This is a genomic window from Tautonia sociabilis, from assembly GCF_003977685.1.
GTDB lineage: Bacteria > Planctomycetota > Planctomycetia > Isosphaerales > Isosphaeraceae > Tautonia > Tautonia sociabilis.
Genome location: NZ_RYZH01000008.1, coordinates 16,973 through 35,771 on the forward strand (window position 1 = coordinate 16,973; position 18,799 = coordinate 35,771).

The 18,799-nt window shown below is 72.2% G+C and carries 14 protein-coding genes; 8 read left to right on the forward strand and 6 right to left on the reverse strand.

The features are described from left to right. Window positions 1-30: 30 nt before the first annotated feature. The gene (locus TsocGM_RS05760; protein WP_126724349.1) at window positions 31-300 is read right to left on the reverse strand and encodes a hypothetical protein; all 270 of its coding nucleotides are present in this window, start codon (window positions 298-300) and stop codon (window positions 31-33) included. 393 nt (window positions 301-693) lie between these two features. Between TsocGM_RS05760 and TsocGM_RS05765 the strand changes: the two genes are divergently transcribed. Continuing rightward, a complete protein-coding gene (locus TsocGM_RS05765) occupies window positions 694-1,650 on the forward strand; it encodes a bile acid:sodium symporter family protein (RefSeq protein ID WP_126724350.1) in 957 nt (318 codons plus the stop codon). 167 nt (window positions 1,651-1,817) lie between these two features. Further along, window positions 1,818-2,333: a hypothetical protein gene (locus tag TsocGM_RS05770; protein WP_126724351.1), complete on the forward strand. Its 516-nt coding sequence runs from the start codon at window positions 1,818-1,820 to the stop codon at window positions 2,331-2,333. A gap of 535 nt (window positions 2,334-2,868) precedes the next feature. On the opposite strand, the gene TsocGM_RS05775 is transcribed toward TsocGM_RS05770, so the two are convergent. From TsocGM_RS05775 to TsocGM_RS05785, 3 genes are all read right to left on the reverse strand, one after another. Next, the gene (locus tag TsocGM_RS05775; RefSeq protein WP_126724352.1) at window positions 2,869-4,071 is read right to left on the reverse strand and encodes a M24 family metallopeptidase; all 1,203 of its coding nucleotides are present in this window, start codon (window positions 4,069-4,071) and stop codon (window positions 2,869-2,871) included. Window positions 4,072-4,278: 207 nt separating this feature from the next. Then, window positions 4,279-5,694 (reverse strand): amidase, encoded by a 1,416-nt coding sequence (locus tag TsocGM_RS05780; protein ID WP_126724353.1) that lies wholly within the window; start codon window positions 5,692-5,694, stop codon window positions 4,279-4,281. Continuing rightward, complete coding sequence (locus TsocGM_RS05785; RefSeq protein WP_126724354.1) at window positions 5,691-5,912, reverse strand: hypothetical protein; 222 nt, start codon at window positions 5,910-5,912, stop codon at window positions 5,691-5,693. The genes TsocGM_RS05780 and TsocGM_RS05785 overlap by 4 nt, the downstream gene beginning before the upstream one ends. Before the next feature lie 131 nt (window positions 5,913-6,043). Between TsocGM_RS05785 and mog the strand changes: the two genes are divergently transcribed. Continuing rightward, window positions 6,044-6,598, forward strand: coding sequence for a molybdopterin adenylyltransferase (mog, locus tag TsocGM_RS05790; RefSeq protein ID WP_126724355.1), 555 nt, complete (start codon window positions 6,044-6,046; stop codon window positions 6,596-6,598). 8 nt (window positions 6,599-6,606) lie between these two features. Here mog and aroB read toward each other — a convergent pair whose 3' ends face one another. Next, window positions 6,607-7,770: a 3-dehydroquinate synthase gene (aroB, locus tag TsocGM_RS05795; RefSeq protein ID WP_126724356.1), complete on the reverse strand. Its 1,164-nt coding sequence runs from the start codon at window positions 7,768-7,770 to the stop codon at window positions 6,607-6,609. A gap of 423 nt (window positions 7,771-8,193) precedes the next feature. Here aroB and TsocGM_RS05800 point away from each other — a divergent pair, with 423 nt between their 5' ends. The 3 genes from TsocGM_RS05800 (at window position 8,194) to TsocGM_RS05810 (ending at window position 14,105) form a co-directional block, all read left to right on the forward strand. After that, a complete protein-coding gene (locus tag TsocGM_RS05800; protein ID WP_126724357.1) occupies window positions 8,194-9,273 on the forward strand; it encodes a site-2 protease family protein in 1,080 nt (359 codons plus the stop codon). A 55-nt stretch (window positions 9,274-9,328) separates the two neighbouring features. Further along, window positions 9,329-10,135: a homocysteine S-methyltransferase family protein gene (locus TsocGM_RS05805; protein ID WP_126724358.1), complete on the forward strand. Its 807-nt coding sequence runs from the start codon at window positions 9,329-9,331 to the stop codon at window positions 10,133-10,135. Between the two features lie 259 nt (window positions 10,136-10,394). Beyond that, a complete protein-coding gene (locus TsocGM_RS05810) occupies window positions 10,395-14,105 on the forward strand; it encodes a PVC-type heme-binding CxxCH protein (RefSeq protein ID WP_233578408.1) in 3,711 nt (1,236 codons plus the stop codon). Between the two features lie 167 nt (window positions 14,106-14,272). Here TsocGM_RS05810 and TsocGM_RS05815 read toward each other — a convergent pair whose 3' ends face one another. Then, entirely contained in the window at window positions 14,273-15,913 is a 1,641-nt protein-coding gene (locus tag TsocGM_RS05815) for an apiosidase-like domain-containing protein (RefSeq protein ID WP_126724359.1), read from the reverse strand. A 225-nt stretch (window positions 15,914-16,138) separates the two neighbouring features. On the opposite strand from TsocGM_RS05815, the gene TsocGM_RS05820 reads away from it, so the two are divergent. Continuing rightward, a complete protein-coding gene (locus TsocGM_RS05820; RefSeq protein WP_126724360.1) occupies window positions 16,139-16,942 on the forward strand; it encodes an endonuclease/exonuclease/phosphatase family protein in 804 nt (267 codons plus the stop codon). A gap of 305 nt (window positions 16,943-17,247) precedes the next feature. Beyond that, window positions 17,248-18,648, forward strand: a complete 1,401-nt coding sequence (locus TsocGM_RS05825; RefSeq protein WP_126724361.1) for an ammonium transporter — start codon at window positions 17,248-17,250, stop codon at window positions 18,646-18,648. Window positions 18,649-18,799: the final 151 nt, after the last annotated feature.

Here is an 18,799-nt window from a genome sequence, read left to right on the forward strand (position 1 = left end):
GAGCGTGCCTCGGGCCGGGGAGGAGGCCGGTCAGCAGTCCCCGGCCCAGCGCTCCATCCGCTCCCGGATCCGGCGCTGCTCTTCCGTCTCCGGGGGCTCCGGCCTCGGGGATGAGGAGGACGAGGACGACGACGAACGGCCCGGACGACGCCGGGGCTCGTCGGCCAGGTCGTAGGCGCCGGCGCGCTCGACGAAGGTCGGCATCTTGCAGTCCGGGCAGGTCATCGTCGAGCCCAGCAGGGCTTCGTCAACCTTCAGGCTGGCGCCGCACTCAGCGCATTCAATGTCAATGATCGCCATGATGCGTCCCCCGGGAGTCGGGCGCCCGGGGCCGTCCCCCGCCTCTCGGAGGACCGTCAACGAGCGGGGCCGCGACCGACCCTCAGCGACGATGGTCGGCCGCCGCCCTGGAGTCAAGCATTTCGGGAGATCGCGTCCCCACTCAAAGGATCGCCCCGACTGGCGGTCAGCGTCGGGCTCGGCGCCGCCGAGGGACCGACGCCGGTGCTCCTTGGGCCAATCCGCCAGATCGCCGGCGGCGTGACTCCACCGCCCCGACACCGTTGCGATCCGGCAACATCGCGGTCGCGGGTGGACGATCCTGGCGGCCCGAGCGGCAAGATCCCGCGGCCCGAGCCCCCGCCTCCGACCGCCGGGAGCCAGGCCGTCGCCCCCCCTTCGAGGCCCGAGGCCATGCGATCGATCGCCGTGCTCCTCGGTCTGCTTTCGCTCTCCGGCCTCGCCTTCGCGTGGCCGGCGCTGGCCGGCTCGGCCGCTCCCGACCCGTTCCTCGCCAGCCGGGGGGCGCTCTGGGGGCTGATCGCCTCGGCGATGTTCGCCATCGGCTGGCGGCTGCCCCGGGACGAGCTGGCCCAGGTCTCCCGACGCTGGCCGACGGTCCTCGGCGGCACGGCGGTGCAGTACGCGGCGATGCCGACGCTCGGCTACCTGGCCGCCCGGCTCGCCGGCCTGGGGCCCGACGCCACCGTCGGCCTGATCCTGGTCGGCTGCGTGCCGGGGGCGATGGCGTCGAACGTGCTCACGCTGATGGCCCGGGGGAACGTCAGCTACTCGGTCAGCCTGACCACGGCGGCCACCGTGGCCTCTCCGCTGGTCGTGCCGCTGGCGCTGAGGCTGGCCCTGGGGGGCGTCTCGGTCCACTTCCCGGCGGTCGAGTCGATGCGGCAACTGGCCCTCTTCGTCGTGCTGCCGGTCGGGCTCGGGCACCTGCTGAGCCGTTCCCTGCCGTCGTGGGACCGCGCCGCCGGGCCGATCGCCTCGGCGGCGGCGAACCTGGTGATCCTCTGGGTGATCGCCGTGGTCGTGGCCGCCAACCGAGACCGCCTGGCTCGGCTCGACCCCCGGCTGCTCGCCGCCTTGCTCGCGGTCAACGCCGGCGGCTACCTCGCCGGGAGCCTCGGCGGCCTCGCCCTGCGGCTCGACACCGCGATGCGACGGGCGCTGACCCTGGAAGTCGGCATGCAGAACGCCGGCCTGGGGACCACCATCGCCCTCTCCCTCTTCCCCGACCGCCCCGCCGTGGCCATCCCCTGCGCCCTGTACACCTTCGGCTGCATGCTCACCGGCACCGCCCTCGCCTGCTGGTGGGGCCGACCCGATTCCGGACCGCCGACCCCTCCCCCTCCGTGAGAGCCCCCTCGCCGCGCTCCCCCTCGCCGAATTCCTCCAACGTCCAGGTGTTCTCTCCGCCCCGGCCCGGTATGATCGCCGCGGGCCGGATCGGGATGCCGGCCCGCCTCATCCCATCCCCCAAGATCCCATCGCCCGACAGTCGTCGACACCAAAAGGAGACGCGCATGATCGTCCCGCTGATCGCCCCCGGGCTGCTCGCCCTGCTGATTTCCCCCTCCCCCTCCCCGGCCGCCCCCCAGGACGAGCGGGCCGCATACCTCGGCACCTACTCCTACATCAAGGGCATGCGCGGCGGCCAGCAGGTGCCCGAGGAAGACCTCAAGGGCCGGAAGGTCGAGCTCGAAGACGGCGAACTCTCGCTGATCGGCCCCGACGGCACCGAGGAGTTCGAGATCAAGGTCACCCTCGACAGCGAGCCGGACGACCAGGGCGTCGTCAAGTTCACCATGGAGATCACCGAGTCCTCCCTGTTCGCCGAGGCCGTCGGCGCCAAGGCCAAGGGCCTGGGCAAGTACGAGGACGGCACCATCACCCTCATCTACGACTTCGCCGAGAACGCCTCCCACCCCGACGACTTCGAGCCCGAAGGCCCCACCCAGCACCTCTTCGTCATCAAGAAGGTCCCCGACAGCGACACGAATGATGACGACGACAATGACGACGACGACCCGCGGTCCTGACGGCCGGACCCCGAACACCCGGAAGCCGGCGGTGCCGTCGACCGCACCGCCGGCTCCTCCCTCGCCCCCGAGGTCGGCCGCCCTCTCCTCCCCCTGCCCGCTCGATCGGATCCCGGAGTTCCCCGATCACCGGCCGCTGGCCCGAGCGAGCGATCCGGCCGCTCCCCCTCCAGGAGGCCCCCCGAGCGGCTCCACCTCCCGGGCCTCCGGGACCTCCGATCGCGACCGCCGATCCCCCCTGGTTCGTCCCTGCCAAACCGAGTCACCGTCCCCCGCCCCGCCCCCGATGATCCTGGTTGAGGACCGGCGCCGTTTCTCTCCCCAGCTTCGGGATCAGTGACTCCATGACGCCACCCTTCACCGCACGCTCCCAATCACGATCCCCGTCTTCCGACCCCGGAGATGCTCCGCCGCCGCGCAACTCGGCCGCGCACCGAAACGAACCCATTTTTCCAGCAAAAGCTCTTGTTGCGCAAGAGCTTACGCGAATCGCTCTTCGCGCACCGAGCGGCGCACCGAGCGGCGCACCGGCCGGTCATCGTCCCGACGCGGCCGGGTCGGCGAGGATCGGCAGGACCCGGGTCTGGAGCCCTCCGGTGACGTGGACCTGCCCCCCGGCGTCGACGAAGACGTCGACCTCGGAGCGGATGCCGAACTCGGACAGGTAGATGCCCGGCTCGATCGAGAAGCAGGTGCGGGGGAGGACCAGCCTCGTCTCGTGGGTTTCCAGGTTGTCCATGTGGGCGCCGTTGCCGTGCACCTCCTCGCCGATGCTATGCCCGGTCCGATGGATGAAGGCGTGGCCGTAGCCGGCCTCCTCGATCACCTGGCGGCAGGCGTCGTCGACCTCGAAGCCCCGCAGCGGGGAGCCCGAGGCGAACGCCTCCCGGACCCGGGCGATGGCGGCGTCCCGGGCTCGGGCGACGACGCGGAAGACCGACTCGAACCGATCCGGGACCTCGGTGCCGACGAAGCCCACCCGGGTCAGGTCGCTGTAGACGGCCCCGGGGCGGTCCATCTTGGCCCAGAGGTCGATGAGCACGAAGTCGCCGGCCCGGATCTCGGCGTCCGCTCCGGCCTTGGGCTCGTAGTGGGGGTCGCCGCTGTGCGGGCCGACGCCGACGATCGGAGGCGAGGAGGTGGTCAGGCCGTTCCGGGAGAAGTGGTCGAGGATGACCGCCTGCACCTCCGTCTCCCGGATCGAGCCGCCGCCGCTGGTGCGCTCGGCGATCAGGCCGAAGGCGATGGTGAAGGCCTCGGTCGTGTGCTCGGTGGCCTCCTGGTGCATCGCCCACTGCTCGTCGGTCCACGAGGCCTCGAACCGCTGGATCAGGTCCCCCGACGACTCGACCTCGACCCCCAGCGACCGGACGAACTCCACCACGCCGGCGTCGACCCGGGCGATGTACGGGTTGGCCAGGTTCGGGGCGTATTCCATCGCCACCCGCTTCGCCCCGCCGATCAGGGCGCGCACCCCCTCCTCCAGCTCCTGCCAGCGCAGGTAGACCGTCTTCTCCCCGGGCAGGTGGTCCAGCGCCCCCGGCTCGATCTTGTGCACGAGCTTCCTCGGCGGCCCCTCGCTCGGAATCGCGTAGAAGAACCTCCGAGACGTCACCGGCTTCCCCGCCAGGTCCAGCACCCGACGGGCCGGCAGGTTGCTGCCCCGGAAGTCGTAGAGAAGCCAGCCGTCGAGCCCGGTCTGGCGGAGGGCGTCCTGGATGGCGGGCAGATCGAACATGGCGGGCTCCTTCGGAATGCGAGTGGCCGAGGGCGGAGGACCGAGGGGGATCATCTCCGAGCGACGGGAGGCGGGGGGCGGGTCGCCCCCATTGGGAGCGGCCCCCGACGCGGGGGGCGACCCGAGCCTCGCCTCACCCGGCCCGGAATGATCCGCGATTCGTGGCTTCCGGTTCCGGGATCACGGTCGGCGATCAATCCGGAGCGCTCACGCCCCGATTCCCGGAGGCACCCGCTCCATCCAGTGCGTGGCCGACTGATACGCCGCGCCGACCCGAAGCAGCAGCGGCTCCTCCCAGGGGCGGCCGACCAGTTGCAGGCCGATCGGCAAGCCGGCCGCCGAGAACCCGCAGGGGACCGACAGCGCCGGCTGGCCGGAGAGGTTGAATGGCATCGTCTGGTCGAGATAGACGTACACCAGCGGCACCGGAGTTCCGTCCACCGCCAGTTCTCGGAGGCCGATCGGCGTGGCCGTCAGCGGGCTGGTCGGCGTGGCGAGCACGTCGAACGACCGCCAGAGGTCGCGGTACTGGGCCATCACGACGCGACGGGCGCGCTGGCCGTCGAGGTACTGGTCGCCGTTGAGGAACAGGCCGGAGAGGATCAGGTGGCGGATGTCGTCGCTCATGCCGTTGTCGAGGTCGCGGGCGGCGTCCTCGTGGGCGGAGGCGGCCTCGGCGAAGATGATCGCCCGGTGGGCGGCCCGAGCGAGATCGACCTTCGGAAAGTCGACCGGCACGACGGCCGCTCCCAGCCCGCGCAGGACCTCGATCGCGTCCCGGACCGACTCGGCCACCTCCGGCTCGGCCAGGTCGAAGAAGTGCCCCCCCGGCACGCCGACGCGGACGCCGGCCAGGTTCGTCCCCTCGGGCACGAGCGGCTCGGGCAGTTCCGGGGAGAGGGCGGTGGCGCGGTCCTTCGGGTCGGGCCCGGCCATGACGGAGAGCATCAGCGCGGCGTCCTCGACCGACCGCGCCATCGGCCCGACGGTGTCCATCGACCAGCTCAGCGGGATGCCGCCGTGCCGGCTGACCCGGCCGTACGTCACCTTCAGGCCGACCACGCCGCACAGCGCCGCCGGCTGCCGGATCGATCCCCCCGTGTCGCCGCCGACGGCCGCCAGCGCCATGCCCGTCGCCAGGGCGATGGCCCCTCCCCCCGTGCTGCCGCCGGGAATGCGGCCGGCGAGCCAGGGATTGACCGCGTCGCCGAAGTGCGGATTCTCGTTGGTGAACCCGTAGGCATACTCGTGCATCGACGCCTTGCCCACCAGCACGCAGCCCGCCCGGCGCAGGCGGGCGACGGCCTCGGCGTCGCTCTCGGGCACGAAGTCGATCATCGCCATCGAGCCGTTGGTCGTCCGGACCCCCTTGGTCCAGAAGCCGTCCTTGACCGCCAGCGGCACCCCGGCCAGCGGCAGCGACCGGCCTCGGGAAACCGCCCGGTCGACCGCCTCGGCGTCCCGGATCGCCTGCTCGCCGACAATGGTGATGAAGGCGTTGAGCCGGCCGTCGAGCGCCTCGATCCGCTTCAGCGCCGCGTGGGCCACGTCGACGGCCTTCAGCTCCCCGGCGTTCACCCGGCGGGCGACCTCCCGGGCGGTGGTCTGAGTCAGCTCGATCATCGCGGCCAGCCCTCCGGATCCAGGGCGAAGGCGGTTTCCGGCTCGACCCCGGACAGGTCGGCCTCGGCCATCGGCTCCAGCTCGGCGACCAGCCCGTTGACCCCCTGCCGGAGGGCCTCGAGCCGCTCGTCATCGAGCCCCAGCTTCAGGACCTCCCGCGCGAGCAGGCGGAACGCCTCGGGGCCGAAGGTCTCGGGGATCTCCTGCGGCTCGGGCATGATCGCTGCCTCCGATTCGACGCGACGCGCCGCCTCCCCGCGACGCCCGGCCGATTGTGCCCCGACGCCGCCCCCCGGCACAATAGGCCGGTCGACCCGACCCGACACCTCCGGACCCGGATCCCCGAGCCATGACCGACGCGCCCACCCCCTCGACCGCCCCCGCCCGCATCGGCATCGTCACCGTCTCCGACCGCGCCAGCCGGGGCGAGTACGAGGACCGAGGCGGCCCGGCCATCCACCAGTACTTCTCCGAGGTCCTCACGAGCCCCTGGGACGCCGTCCCTCGGCTCGTCCCCGACGATCGCGACCGGATCGCCGCCGCCCTGATCGAGCTGGCCGACGCCGAGGGCTGCTGCCTGATCGTCACCACCGGAGGCACCGGCCCCGCCCCCCGGGACGTGACCCCCGAGGCCACGCTCGACGTCGCCGAGAAGCCCATGCCCGGCTTCGGCGAGCTGATGCGCGCCGTCTCCTTGCGGAAGGTCCCCACCGCCATCCTCTCCCGACAGTCCGCCGTCATCCGAGGCCGGTCGCTCATCATCAACCTGCCGGGTCAGCCCCGGGCGATCGCCGAGTGCCTGGACGCCGTGATGCCCGCCGTCCCCTACTGCGTCGACCTCATCGGCGGCCCCCGCCTGGAGACGGACCCCGACCGCATCGCCGCCTTCCGGCCCAGGAAATGAGCGATTGGTCAAACCGCGGGCGACGTCAGCTCGCCCAGCACGACCCGGAGGTCGGCCTCGGTCGGGGCGTCGGTCAGCTCGACGAGGCCGAGGCGACGCGGCAGGACGAACCGGATGCGGCCGCCGCGGTTCTTCTTGTCGAGGGTCATGGCGTCGAGCAGGGCGTCGGGGTCGAGGCCGGGGGCGGAGGTGGGCAGGCCGAGCAGGCGGAGGAGGTTCGAGAGGCGGTCGGCCAGGCTGTCGTCGATCCAGCCGAGGCGCTCGGCCAGGCGGGCCTCGGCGACCATGCCGGCGGAGACGGCCTCGCCGTGCTGGAAGGGGCCGCCGTAGCCGGCCACGGCCTCGATGGCGTGGCCGATCGTGTGGCCGAAGTTGAGCACGGCGCGGAGGCCGGTCTGCTCACGCTCGTCCTGCGAGACGACCTCGGCCTTCAACTCGCAGCAGCGGGCGACCACGCGACGGACCACTCCCGGTTCGAGGGCGAGCATGGCGTCGGCGGTGCGCTCGACCTCGTCGAAGAAGGAGGCGTCGAGGATCACGCCGTACTTGACCACCTCGGCCATGCCGCAGCGCAGCTCTCGGGGAGGCAGGCTCTCGAGCGAGTCGGTGTCGATCCAGACGCCGACCGGCTGGTGGAAGGCGCCGACAATGTTCTTGGCCGCCGGGCGGTTCACGGCGACCTTGCCGCCGACGGAGCTATCCACCTGGGCCAGCAGGGTCGTCGGCGCCATCAGCAAGGGGACGCCCCGGGCGTAGGTCGCGGCGACGAAGCCGGCCAGGTCCCCCACCACGCCGCCCCCGACGGCGACGACGGCCGCATGGCGGTCGGCCTTCATCGCGATCAGCCGGTCGAGCAGCACGGCGGCCTGGTCGAGCGACTTGCTCCCCTCTCCCGGAGGGACGGCGGCCACCTCGGCGGCGATCCCCTGCCCGGCCAGGGCCTCGGCATGTCGGGAGGCGAGGGCGGCGACGTTGGCATCAGTCACCACCAGGGCGACCCGGCAACCCCGGCCGGCCCGGGAGGCGTCCAGGCTCGACCGGGCGAAGGGGCCGAAGCCGATCGGATCGCCGGAGACGATGCGGATGGCGTAGGACCGATCTCCCAGCGGCACCGGGACGGTGAGCCCGGGGCTGGTCGCCTGGTCGTCCTGGTCCGGCGGTCGGTCGGTCACGGCTCGGCCTCGATCCCCCTCGGCGGCGGTGAAACCGTCCCCCGGCCGCCCGGCCGCCGACCGGGCGACTGTAGCGGCCGACCCTCGGCCCGGTCAAGCGGGGCGAGGCCCGGCCCGGGTCCGATCGGCCATCGGAGCATCACTCCGGGTGCCCCCGGGCCGGCGCCTTCCCATCCGGATCCTCCGATCGACCAAGAGGGCCGGCGATCGGCAGGGGGATCGCTCCCCGACCGGAGGGGATCGGCCCGGGAGGCGCTGGGCTTGCGGCGGCCGATCGCGGGTCGGGGCCCCCAGGCCCGGACGCATCGGGCGTCGTTGCGGGCCGCCGGGCCGAACTGCTACACTGAACCTGCACGATTGCCGATGGCGACAGCGGCGGCTGACGGCCGAATTCCGCCCGGTTTCCCCCGCGAGTGGACCGCCATGTCCGATCCCTTCTCCTGGTCAATCAACCTGGGCCGGTGGGCGGGCGTGCCGATCCGCCTGCACTTCCTGCTGGTGGTCTTCGCGGCGGTGAAGCTGCTGGGGGCGACTCTCTTCGACGCCGACAGCTCGGTCGACCCGCTCGAGACGGCGTCGTGGCTCGGCCTGCTCGGCCTGGCGCTGGCGGCCCACGAGGTGGGGCACGCCGCGGCGGCTCGACGGCTCGGCCTGGATTCGGAGGAGGTCCGGCTCTGGCCCCTGGGCAACTTCGCCGGCCCGGCCCCGGTGTCCGTCGCCCGGGCTCGGGAGGCGATGACCGTCGCCCTGGCCGGCCCGCTGACGAGCCTGGCGATCGCGGCGCTCTTGTTCGGCGGCCTGCTGTTCGTCGACGCCCACCTGGTGCTCAACCCCTTCGGCCACGGCGGCACCGGCAGCGGCGCCCCGATGATCGACGGCGAGCCGGCCGTCGCGTTCTCCGCCATCTGGTGGATCGGCTGGTTCGGCTACCTCAACTGGGTCCTCTTCCTGGCCAACCTGATCCCGGCCCTGCCGCTGGACGGCGGCCGGGCGCTCCGCGCCTACCTCGCCGGCCCGTCGCTCACCTCGACCAAGGACGGCCTGATCGCCCCCTGGATGGCCCGCTCCTTCGCCGTGCTGCTGGCGATCACCGGGGTCATCCGCATCCTGTTCTTCAGCCCCAGCGCCGGCGGCTTCGAGCTGCTCTCGCTGGCCATCCTCATCGAGGTGATGGTCCGCCACGAAACCCGGATGCTCGAAGACGGCGGCTACTACGAGGACAACCTCTTCGGCTACGACTTCTCCGAAGGGTACACCAGCCTCGAAGGGTCCGGGCCGAAGGTCCGCCCCTACCGCGAGAACGCCCTGGCCCGCTGGCGACGCCGGCGCTCCGAGGCCCGCCGCCAGCGCCAGTCGGCCAAGGAGGCCGCCGAGGAACGCCGGATGGACGAGATCCTCGCCAAGATCCACGCCTCCGGCCGAGACTCCCTCTCCCCCGAGGAACAGCGCTTCCTCACCCGGGTCAGCACCAAGTACCGCAAGCGGACGAAAACCCGGGGCTGACCGACACCGTCCAACCGACAACAAATCACGATCAATAATTAGCGGACAATTGTTGATGGCAGCGCTGGGCGAGGACCCGCTGGTGCTCGACGCCGCGATGGGCACCCGGCTGATCGCCCGGGGGTTGGATCCGGCCTCGGACGACCCCTGCCTCTGGTGCCTCGACCGGCCCGAGGAGGTCGCCCGGGTCCACCGGCTCGACGCCCTGGCCGGGGCCGACGCCCTGACGACGAACACCTTCGGCGCCAACCGCTCCTGGCTCTCCCGCTTCGGCCGATCCGACGACGCGGCGGCCATCAACCGGGAGGCCGCCGCGATCGCCCGAGCGGCCGCCGGGCCGGACCGCCTGGTCCTCGGCTGTATCGGGCCGACGGCCGGGTCGCCGGAGGCCGAGCGTGACCAGGCCCGAGCCCTGGCGGCCGGCGGCGTCGACGCCCTGATCCTGGAGACCAACGCGACCTCCTCCCCGATCGGCCCGAGGCTGTCTCTGCTGTTCGCCGAGACGGGCCTGCCGCTGATCGTGACCTTCGCCCTGGTGGCCGACGACGCCCCCTTGCCTCCCCTCGGGGACGGCCTCGACGGGGTGCCGGTGCGGGCGATCGGCTGGAACTGCGTCCCGCCGTCGAGGGCGGTCGGGCTGCCCGGTCGGATCCGGGAGCCGGTCGGCCTGCCGCTGGTGCTGCAACCGTCGGGGCCCTGGGTCGGGGCCGGGCCGGAGATCGAGCCGGCTCCGGAGACGATCGGCCGGCTGCTCGCCCGGGGGGTCCGCCTCTTCGGCGGCTGCTGCGGCACGACCGATCGGGAGGTCGCCGCCCTTCGAGGGGCCCTCGGGCCCCGCCCTCCCCTCCGGCCTCCGGAGTGAGGCCCGGCCGGGCCGGGCACGGGGAGCGGGCATCGCCTGCTCGATCGCTTCCCCGAGGCCCGACCGCTTGGCGAGGGCCCTTCCCTCTGCCCCGAGCCTGGACTCCGCCTCCCCCCCTCGGGACAATGGACCCGTCCCGCGGCGGCCGTCCTCTCGTCCCGCCGCGCCCAAGGGGTCCGTCCGCCCGATCTCCCGCGAGCCGCCCCACCCGCCCGTCCGGGGGGTCGCGATGCCGATCGAGCCAGCCCAGGAGCCGACGATGTCGCATCCGAGCCGAGGATCACACCGCATCGTGACCGCCGCCGCCGCGGCGCTGGCGGCGTTCGGGATGCTGTCTCCGACCGTCCCGACCGCCCGAGCCCAGGTGGGGCCGGAGGAGTCCGCCGCCAGGGTCATCGTGGCTGACGGCCTGGAGGCCACCCTCTGGGCCGCCGAGCCGATGGTCGTCAACCCGACCACCATCGACATCGACTCCCGAGGGCGCGTCTGGGTGACCGAGGGGCTCAACTACCGCCCCACCCGCAACCCGAAGTTCGACCGGATCGACGGCGCCGATGCCATCAAGATCCTCGAAGATACCGACGGCGACGGCACCGCCGACACGGTCACCGTCTTCGCCGACTCGATCTTCCCCGTCCCGATGGGGATCGCCGTCGAGGAGCGGTACGACGAGGACGGGCGCTACGCCGGCTGCCGAGTTTATGTCGGCAACAGCCCAAACCTGCTCGTGCTGGAGGACACCGACGGCGACGACCGGGCCGACGCCCGATACCCGCTGCTGACCGGCTTCGGCGGCATCGACAGCGACCACGGCGTGCACGGCATGGTGCTCGGCCTCGACGGCAAGCTCTACTTCACCCACGGCGACGGCTGCTGCTCCGTCCAGCCCGACGGCGGTACCATCGTCCAGAACTTCGACGTGACCGACGCCTCCGGCCGCCGCGTCTCCACCGACCAGCTCGCCACCACCCTCCGCGTCAACCGAGACGGGACGCAGTTCGAGGTCATCGCCGACCGCCAGCGGAACAACTACGAGACGAGTCTGAACTCATTCGGGAACATATTCACCTCGGATAATGACGACGACGGCAACCGAGGCTCTCGCGTGATCTGGGTGATGGACGGCGGCTCCTACGGCTACCGCACTCCCGGCAGCCCCCGGCACTGGGGAGAGGACGTGCCCGGCAACGTGCCCAAGCTCGTCGGCACGGGCAACGGCAGCCCGTGCGGGATCATGGTGTATGAGGGATCGCTGCTGCCCGAAGGGTACTTCGGCGGCGTCTTCGAGGCCGACGCCGGCACCCGGCAGATCAACTTCTTCCCGATCACCCGCCACGGCGCCGCCTTCCGCACCGAGTACAAGGTGCTCATGTCGTCGGACGATCCCTGGTTCCGCCCCGTGGATATGGCCTCGGCTCCCGACGGCTCCCTCTTCGTCGCCGACTGGTACGACGCTGGCGTCGGCGGCCACGCCTTCAGCGACCAGACCACCGGCCGCATCTACCGGGTCGCCCCGAGGAGGGCGGAGGTCGGGCGGCCGGCGCCCGACTTCGGGACGATCGGCGGGCTGATCGAGGCGCTCAAGTCGCCGGTCGTCGCCACCCAGGACGCCGCCAGACGAGGACTGATCGCCCGGGGAGAGGCCGCCGTCGAGGCCCTGAACGCCCTGGACCGGGAGGGAGAGCCGATCCACCGGGCCCGAGCCCTCTGGGTACGGCACGCGATCCAGGGGGACGAGCCGGCGATCGCCGCCCTCTCGGACGCCGACCCTCGGCTCCGGGAGCAGGCCGTCCGCATCCTCGGCCGGGATGTCAGCCGGGAGGGGACCATCGAATTCCAGGGCGATGCCCGGCCGCGGCCCCCCTCGGCGCTGGGGCACCTGGACGCCCTGCTCTCCCGGGCGATCGACCCGGATCCCGGCGTCCGTCGCGAGCTGATCCTGGCACTCCGAGACCTCCCGACCGATCAGGTCGGCGACGCGCTGAGGGAACTGGCCTCCTCGTGGGACGGCCGAGACCGCTGGTACCTGGAGGCGCTGGGCCTGGCCCTCCGCGACCGGGAGCCGGACTACCTGGCTCAGCTCTTCGACGGCACCCTCTACGGCGACCTCGACCTGGACGCCGCCGGGGGCACCGCCGCCGCGGCGCTGCCGCCGTACTTCCCGGTCGACCGCAACGAGGCGTTTCTCGCGACCGGCGAGGAGCTGCCGCCGGCCAACGCGCTGAGCAAGACGCTCGGCCTGATGTGGGAGCTCCACGGGCCGGAGGTGCTGCCGCTGCTCTCCCGCATCCTGCCCCGGCTCGCCACTTCCGACCTCCGGCAGGCGGCCGACGACGTGCTGGCCCAGGTGTCCGACCCCGCCGGGGCCGTCGCCCTGGCCGACCTGCTGTTCGCGGTCGACGACCCGGTGCGGGAGCGTCAGGTGCTCGCCACGCTCGCGAGGAGACTGGCCGGCGACTGGCGGGAGGCGGCCGATGATCCCCGCGTCCGACAGTCGATCGCCGCCGCGATCGACTACCCCGGAACCCGGGCCGAGGGGATCGCCGCGGCCGCCGCGACCGGCGACCGCTCGCATGCGGACAAAATCATGTCCTTCGTCAAGGACACGACCGCTCCTCTCCCCGTCCGCATCGCCGCCGTCGAGGCGCTCGGGAGCATCCGGCCCCCCGATGCGAGGGAGATGCTCGAGGCCCTCATCGGCCATGCCCGGCAGTCCGGCGGCTCCGACCCGGTCGCCGAGGCCGCGCTGCGGACCTTGCCGGAGCTGGGACTCGACCGCGACGAGCTGGTCGCCATCGTCGCCGACGACGGTTATCCGCTCGGCCTGCGCCGCGAGGCGCTGCGGGCCGCCTCGATGCGGGTGGAGTCGGCCCGCCTGCTGCTGGATCGCGCCGGGGAGGGGGCCCTGCCCGACGACCTGAAGGCCGAGGCGACGACGATGCTCAACGCCCACCCCGACCGAGACATCCGCCGGAGGGCCGCCGAGGTGTTGCCGCTGGCCGGCATCGGAGGCGACCGGCCGCTGCCTTCGTTCGAGGAGCTGCTCTCCCGCCGAGGCGATCCGGAGCGCGGCCGCATCGCCTTCTCCTCCGCCGGCGAGTCGCAGTGCGCCGACTGCCACCGCGTCCAGGGCCGGGGGCAGTGGGTCGGCCCCGACCTGTCGACGATCGGCACCAAGTACGGCCGAGACGGGCTTCTGACCTCGATCCTCAGCCCCAGCGCCGCCATCGGCTACAACTATCGGAGCTATGTGCTCGCGCTGGCCGACGGCCGAGTCGTCACCGGCCTGCCGGTGGAGGAGTCGGCCGACCGCCTGGTGCTGAAGACGGCCGAGGGGCAGCGGATCGCGGTCGACCCGGCCGAGATCGACGAGAAGCGGGTCAGCGACGTCTCGCTGATGCCCGAGGGGCTGGCGCAGCAGATGACCGACGAGCAGCTCGTCGACCTGCTCGCGTTCCTGGAAACCTTGCGCAAGCCCGTCAGCATCGTCGGCGAGTTCCAGGCGGTCGGCCCGCTGGCCGAGGTTGAGGGGGAACCCGCCGTCGACCCGAGCGGCCCGATCGACACCTCGATCGACGTCCGCGGCGCCGACGGCCGATCGCAGCCCTGGCGGCGCCTGAGGGCCGACGCCGAGGGTCGAGTCGACCTCTCCGCCCTGGTCGGCGACGACCCGAAGCAGGCCGTCTACCTGCACGCCCCGATCGTCTCCCCGGCCGACCTGCCGGCCACGCTGGTCATCGACTCCCCCGCCGCCGGGCTCCTCGCCTGGCTCGACGGCCGACCGCTGGAGCTGACCGATCCTTCCGGCGACGACCCGACCCGGTCAGTCGAGGTCGATCTCTCCCGAGGGGCTCATGACCTGATCCTCCGCCTTCCCTGCGGCGCCGATTCCGGCCTCGTCGCCACCTTCGTGGCCGATGCCCCGCTGGAGTTCCGCGCCCCCGAGGGCCGGAAGGTCTCGAGCCGCTGACTCGGGCCTCCCGAGAGGAGAGGCCCGGCTCGAACGGGGAGAACCCCGGGGCTCGGCCGCCTCCGATCGGAGGCGATCGATCCCGGTCCCCCCGGAGGGACGGGGAGGTGGCGATCGCCCCTCGGCCTCCCCCCGAGGGGGTCCTCCCCGCTCCGACCAAACCGGCGTCACGCGTCGGCCGGGCGCAGGTCGAGGACCCAGTCCTCATCGCTCGGGGCCTCGAACGAAACCGGGCCCTTCCCGACCGGACCGGCCTCCCGGAAGGCTCCGGAGCGGGGGTCGAACCAGCGGGCGGCCATCGGACGGTCGAACTTCGAGGAGTCCAGCGAGATCGTCCCCCCTCGGGGCGAATAGAACACGGCCCAGGAGCCATCGGGAGTGCTCGCGGCGGCGACGAACCGGGAGGGGTCGTCCGAGCCGGGCTGGCTCCGCAGCAGGGATGGATCGGGCCGCAGCGAGGGCCAGGGGCCGGACTCGAAGAAGTCGCGCAGGACGGTCATGCTGCGGACGCCGGGCGTGTCGAGCCCCTCGGTCCAGGGGGCGACGGTGCCGATGCCCTCGTGCCCCTCGGCCAGGCCGGGGCGGTCGTTCCAGACCCAGATGGCGTTGTGGCCGAAGGTCACTCCGGCCGGGGGAGAGACGAGCAGCGACCAGTACGACGCCCGGCGCACCTCGAAGGCGCCGAACACCGTGTCGCTGTGGTACGACGGGTGCGTCTCATAGTTTGGCTCCATATTGATGATCGGCAGCTCGGGCTGCTCGGTCCATGGTCGGGCCGGCGGCCCTTGGACAAGCCAGCGGAGGTGATCCGCGTTGTCGCCGTGGCCGGACTGGTAGCCGATCAGGTCGTACCACGGCTCCGATGCGTAGACGTCCCCCACCCACGCCTGCCCCGACGGATGAAGCGAGGCGAGGCGGCCCCGGTCGTTGCCGCCGTCGTCGCCGAAGACGCCTCGGCCGATGGCCTTCCAGCGCTCGACTTCGTCCGGTCTGAGATAGTGCCCGTCGCCGCCGAGCAGCCAGACGACCTGATACGCGCCGTAGCGGGCGACCTCGTAGCGGGCCAACCGCACCGCGTCGGCGATCGGTAGGGCGCGGCCGGGGTCGGATTCGGTCAGGGCCCAGAGCAGGATCGGCGCGGCGACCATCCCGTGATCGTTGATGGCGGCGATCATCGGGTCGCGTTTCTGATAGAAGCTCGGATGGATTCGGATGCGTTGCTCGCCCTCGAAGGCGAGGTCGTCGAGCACCGCTCGGCCGCCCCGCCACTGGGTCGTCACGAACTGGATGACAGTGAAGCGCTGGTCGGCCCGGGTGCGGAGGTAGCGGTCCCAGTGCTCGGGATGGGCGCGGAGGACGCCGTTCCAGGCGGTGTCGCCGAGCCAGAAGAAGGGGGAGCCATCGGCGAAGGCGATCGACCGGCGGTCGTCGGCCAGCCGGAGCGGGCCGCGGCGGAGCAGCTCGTTGTCCCCCTCGTCAGGGAGGCACTCGAAGGCCCCGGTCTTGCCCTCGAGGCCGACGTCGCCGACCGAGGAGGCCGACCGCCACGACCAGGAACCGGCCTCGTCGGGGCTGAAGCGGACGCGCCAGGTCCGGCCGCCGTCCCAGAAGGCATCGACGGTTGTTCGCTTTCCCGAGGGGGAGGCGAAGGTGACGGTGGCATCGACGTCCCAGAATGGGTTGTCGTAGTCGCGATCGGCTTCCAGGGCCTCCTCGAAGACGCCGAACCGAGGCACCGGGTCGGCGGCGGGGGAGGTTGCGGGGAGCAGCGCGAGGGCGGCGATCGCCGGGGAGAGGAGGGTGCGCATCGGGGCCTCCGGTCGGTCGGGTTCGGGTCGGGCCGGGGGATCGCCTCTGGAGCTTCTCCCGGCCCGGCTCGGAGGCTACGCCGGCCGCCTCCTCCCCGCAAGCCCCGGCCGGAAGCCGACGGGAGGGAGGGCGGGAGGGCGGGGGGGCGGCTGACGGCGCCGGCGATCCCGGGGTACACTGGCCCGCTCTGCTTCCCGGACGACTCCCGAGAGTGCGAGGACACCATGGTCCCGAATCGCTTCCGCACGACGGCCGCCCTCCTGCTGGCGGCGGCCGTCGCCGTGCCGGCCTCCGCCGACGAGCCGGTGCGGATCCGAGTCCTGAGCTACAACATCCACCACGGGCGAGGGACCGACGACGTCGTCGACCTGGATCGGATCGCCCGGGTGATCAACGACGAGAGGCCCGACGTGATCGCCTTGCAGGAGGTCGACCGCGGGGTCGAACGGAGCGGCCGGATCGACGAGCCGGCCGAGCTGGCCCGGCTGACCGGGACCCGGGCCGTCTTCGAGCGGAACATCTCCTATCAGGGAGGAGACTACGGCAACGCCCTGCTGACCCGCCTGCCGATCGAGGCCAGCCGGAACGTTCCCCTGCCCAGCTCCTACGAGGGGGAGCAGCGGGGCTGCCTGGTCGTCGATCTGGAAGCGCCGGGGGGACAGGGCTCGATCCGGGTCCTCGCCACGCACCTGGACTACCGGCCGCCGGACGAGGAACGCCTGGCCTCGGCGGCCCGGATCGCCGAGATCGCGGCCGAGCACCCGGATCGGCCGACGATCCTGATGGGGGACCTGAACGCCCGGCCCGACAGCGCCGTGCTCCTTCGGTTCGACGAGGACTGGACCCGGGCCAACGCCGAGCCGATGCCCACGTTCCCGGCCGTCGAGCCGACCCGACAGATCGACTACATCCTCGTCCGCCCCGAGGCCCGGTGGCGGGTGGTCGAGATCCGGGTCCTCGAGGAGGAGGTCGCCTCCGACCACCGTCCGATCTTCGCCGAGCTGGAGCTGATCGTCGGGGAGGGCTGACCGATCGCCGAGCGCGGCAGCGGGACGGCCGAAGGGAGGCCAGCCCGCTTGCCGGGCGAACCGCGGGCCTCCGGAGTTGCGCCCGGGCCTGCCTCCGAATGCGACGGCACGCCGGATGCCTTCTCCGGGTCTGTCGTTCGAAATCCTCTCCGGCAGTCGTGGGGCGGCCAGGCGGAACGTTTCGCCGCAAGCTGTTTCAGTTTAACGGGATAATCGGATGCGATCCGCGTCGGGCGGCCGCATCCGGGCACCGAGCCGCCCGCGACCGGCCTCCACTCCTGCCTCTTTCGGCGACAGGAATGCTCATGAATCGCGCAAAACCTCTCCCCTTCGTGATCCTGGTGGCCCTGGCGGCCGTTGCGTTGTTCGTCAAGGGCGGCGCGTCCGAGGTGGCGCCCGTCGGCGCCGCGGATACGGGAGACACGGCCTGGATGCTCACCTCGGCGGCCCTGGTGCTGCTGATGACGCCGGGGCTATCGTTCTTCTACGGCGGCATGGTCGGGTTCAAGAATGTCGTGTCGACGATGCTGCAGAGCGTCATCGCCCTGGGGGTGATCAGCCTGCTGTGGGTGGCGGTCGGCTTCAGCCTGGCCTTCGGCGACAGCATCGGCGGGGTGATCGGCAACCCGTTGACGTTCGCCATGTTCGACGGCGTGGGCGGGGCGACGAGCGAGGCGCTCTCGCCGACGATCCCGCTGCTGCTGTTCGCGCTGTTCCAGTTGAAGTTCGCGATCATCACGCCGGCGCTGATCACCGGCTCGTTTGCTGAGCGGGTGCGGTTCTCCAGCTACCTGCTGTTCATGGTGCTCTTCAGCCTGGTGATCTACTCGCCGCTGGCGCACATGACCTGGCACCCGGACGGCCTGCTGCGGAACTGGGGCGTGCTGGACTTCGCCGGCGGCACGGTGGTGCACATGTCGGCCGGCTTCGCGGCGCTGGCCGGGGCGATGATCCTGGGCCGCCGGCACAGCCACAAGGCGAAGGAGGAGCACGTGCCGGCGAACATCCCGTATGTGCTGCTGGGCACGGGGATGCTCTGGTTCGGCTGGTTCGGCTTCAACGCCGGCTCGGCCCTGGGGGCCAACGAGCTGGCGGCCACCGCGTTCGCGACCACGAACACGGCCTCGGCGGCGGCGATGCTCGGCTGGATCTTCTGGGACTGGATGCTGGGGAAGAAGCCCTCGGCGCTGGGGGCCTGCATCGGCGCCGTGGTCGGCCTCGTGGCGATCACGCCGGCGGCGGGCTTCGTCACGGTCCGAGAGAGCATCGTCATCGGCCTGGTGGCCAGCGTGGTCAGCAACCTGGCCGTGCACATGAAGACGAGGTCGACGCTGGACGACACGCTCGACGTCTTCCCGTGCCACGGCGTCGGCGGCATCGTGGGGATGATCCTCACCGGCGTCTTCGCCGACGGGGGCCTGGCCGAGGGGGAGTTCACCCTGTTCGGCTATCACATGCTGGCCCTGGTGATCGTCTCGGCGTTCGCGTTCCTCGGATCGCTGATCCTGTACAAGATCGTCGACCTGATCATCCCGATCCGGGTCACGGAGGAGCAGGAGCTGATCGGCCTCGACCTCAGCCAGCACGGCGAGACCGCGCTGGGAGGCTTCCCGATGGCCCATCCCTCGGCCAACGGCAATGGCAGCGGCAACGGCCATTCCGGGATGACCAAGGCGCCGTCGCCGGAGGTGGCGGGCTCTCGGTAAGGCGGCCGGGACGCCCGGCACCGATCGCGGAAGGCCAAGGACGAAGGCCGGAGGGTCGAGGACCGATCGCGTCGGTCCCTCGGCCTTCCGGCCGTGTTTGGTCCCCGGCCGTCGCGGGGCCTGATCGATCGGCGGCCGGCCGCCTGCCGGC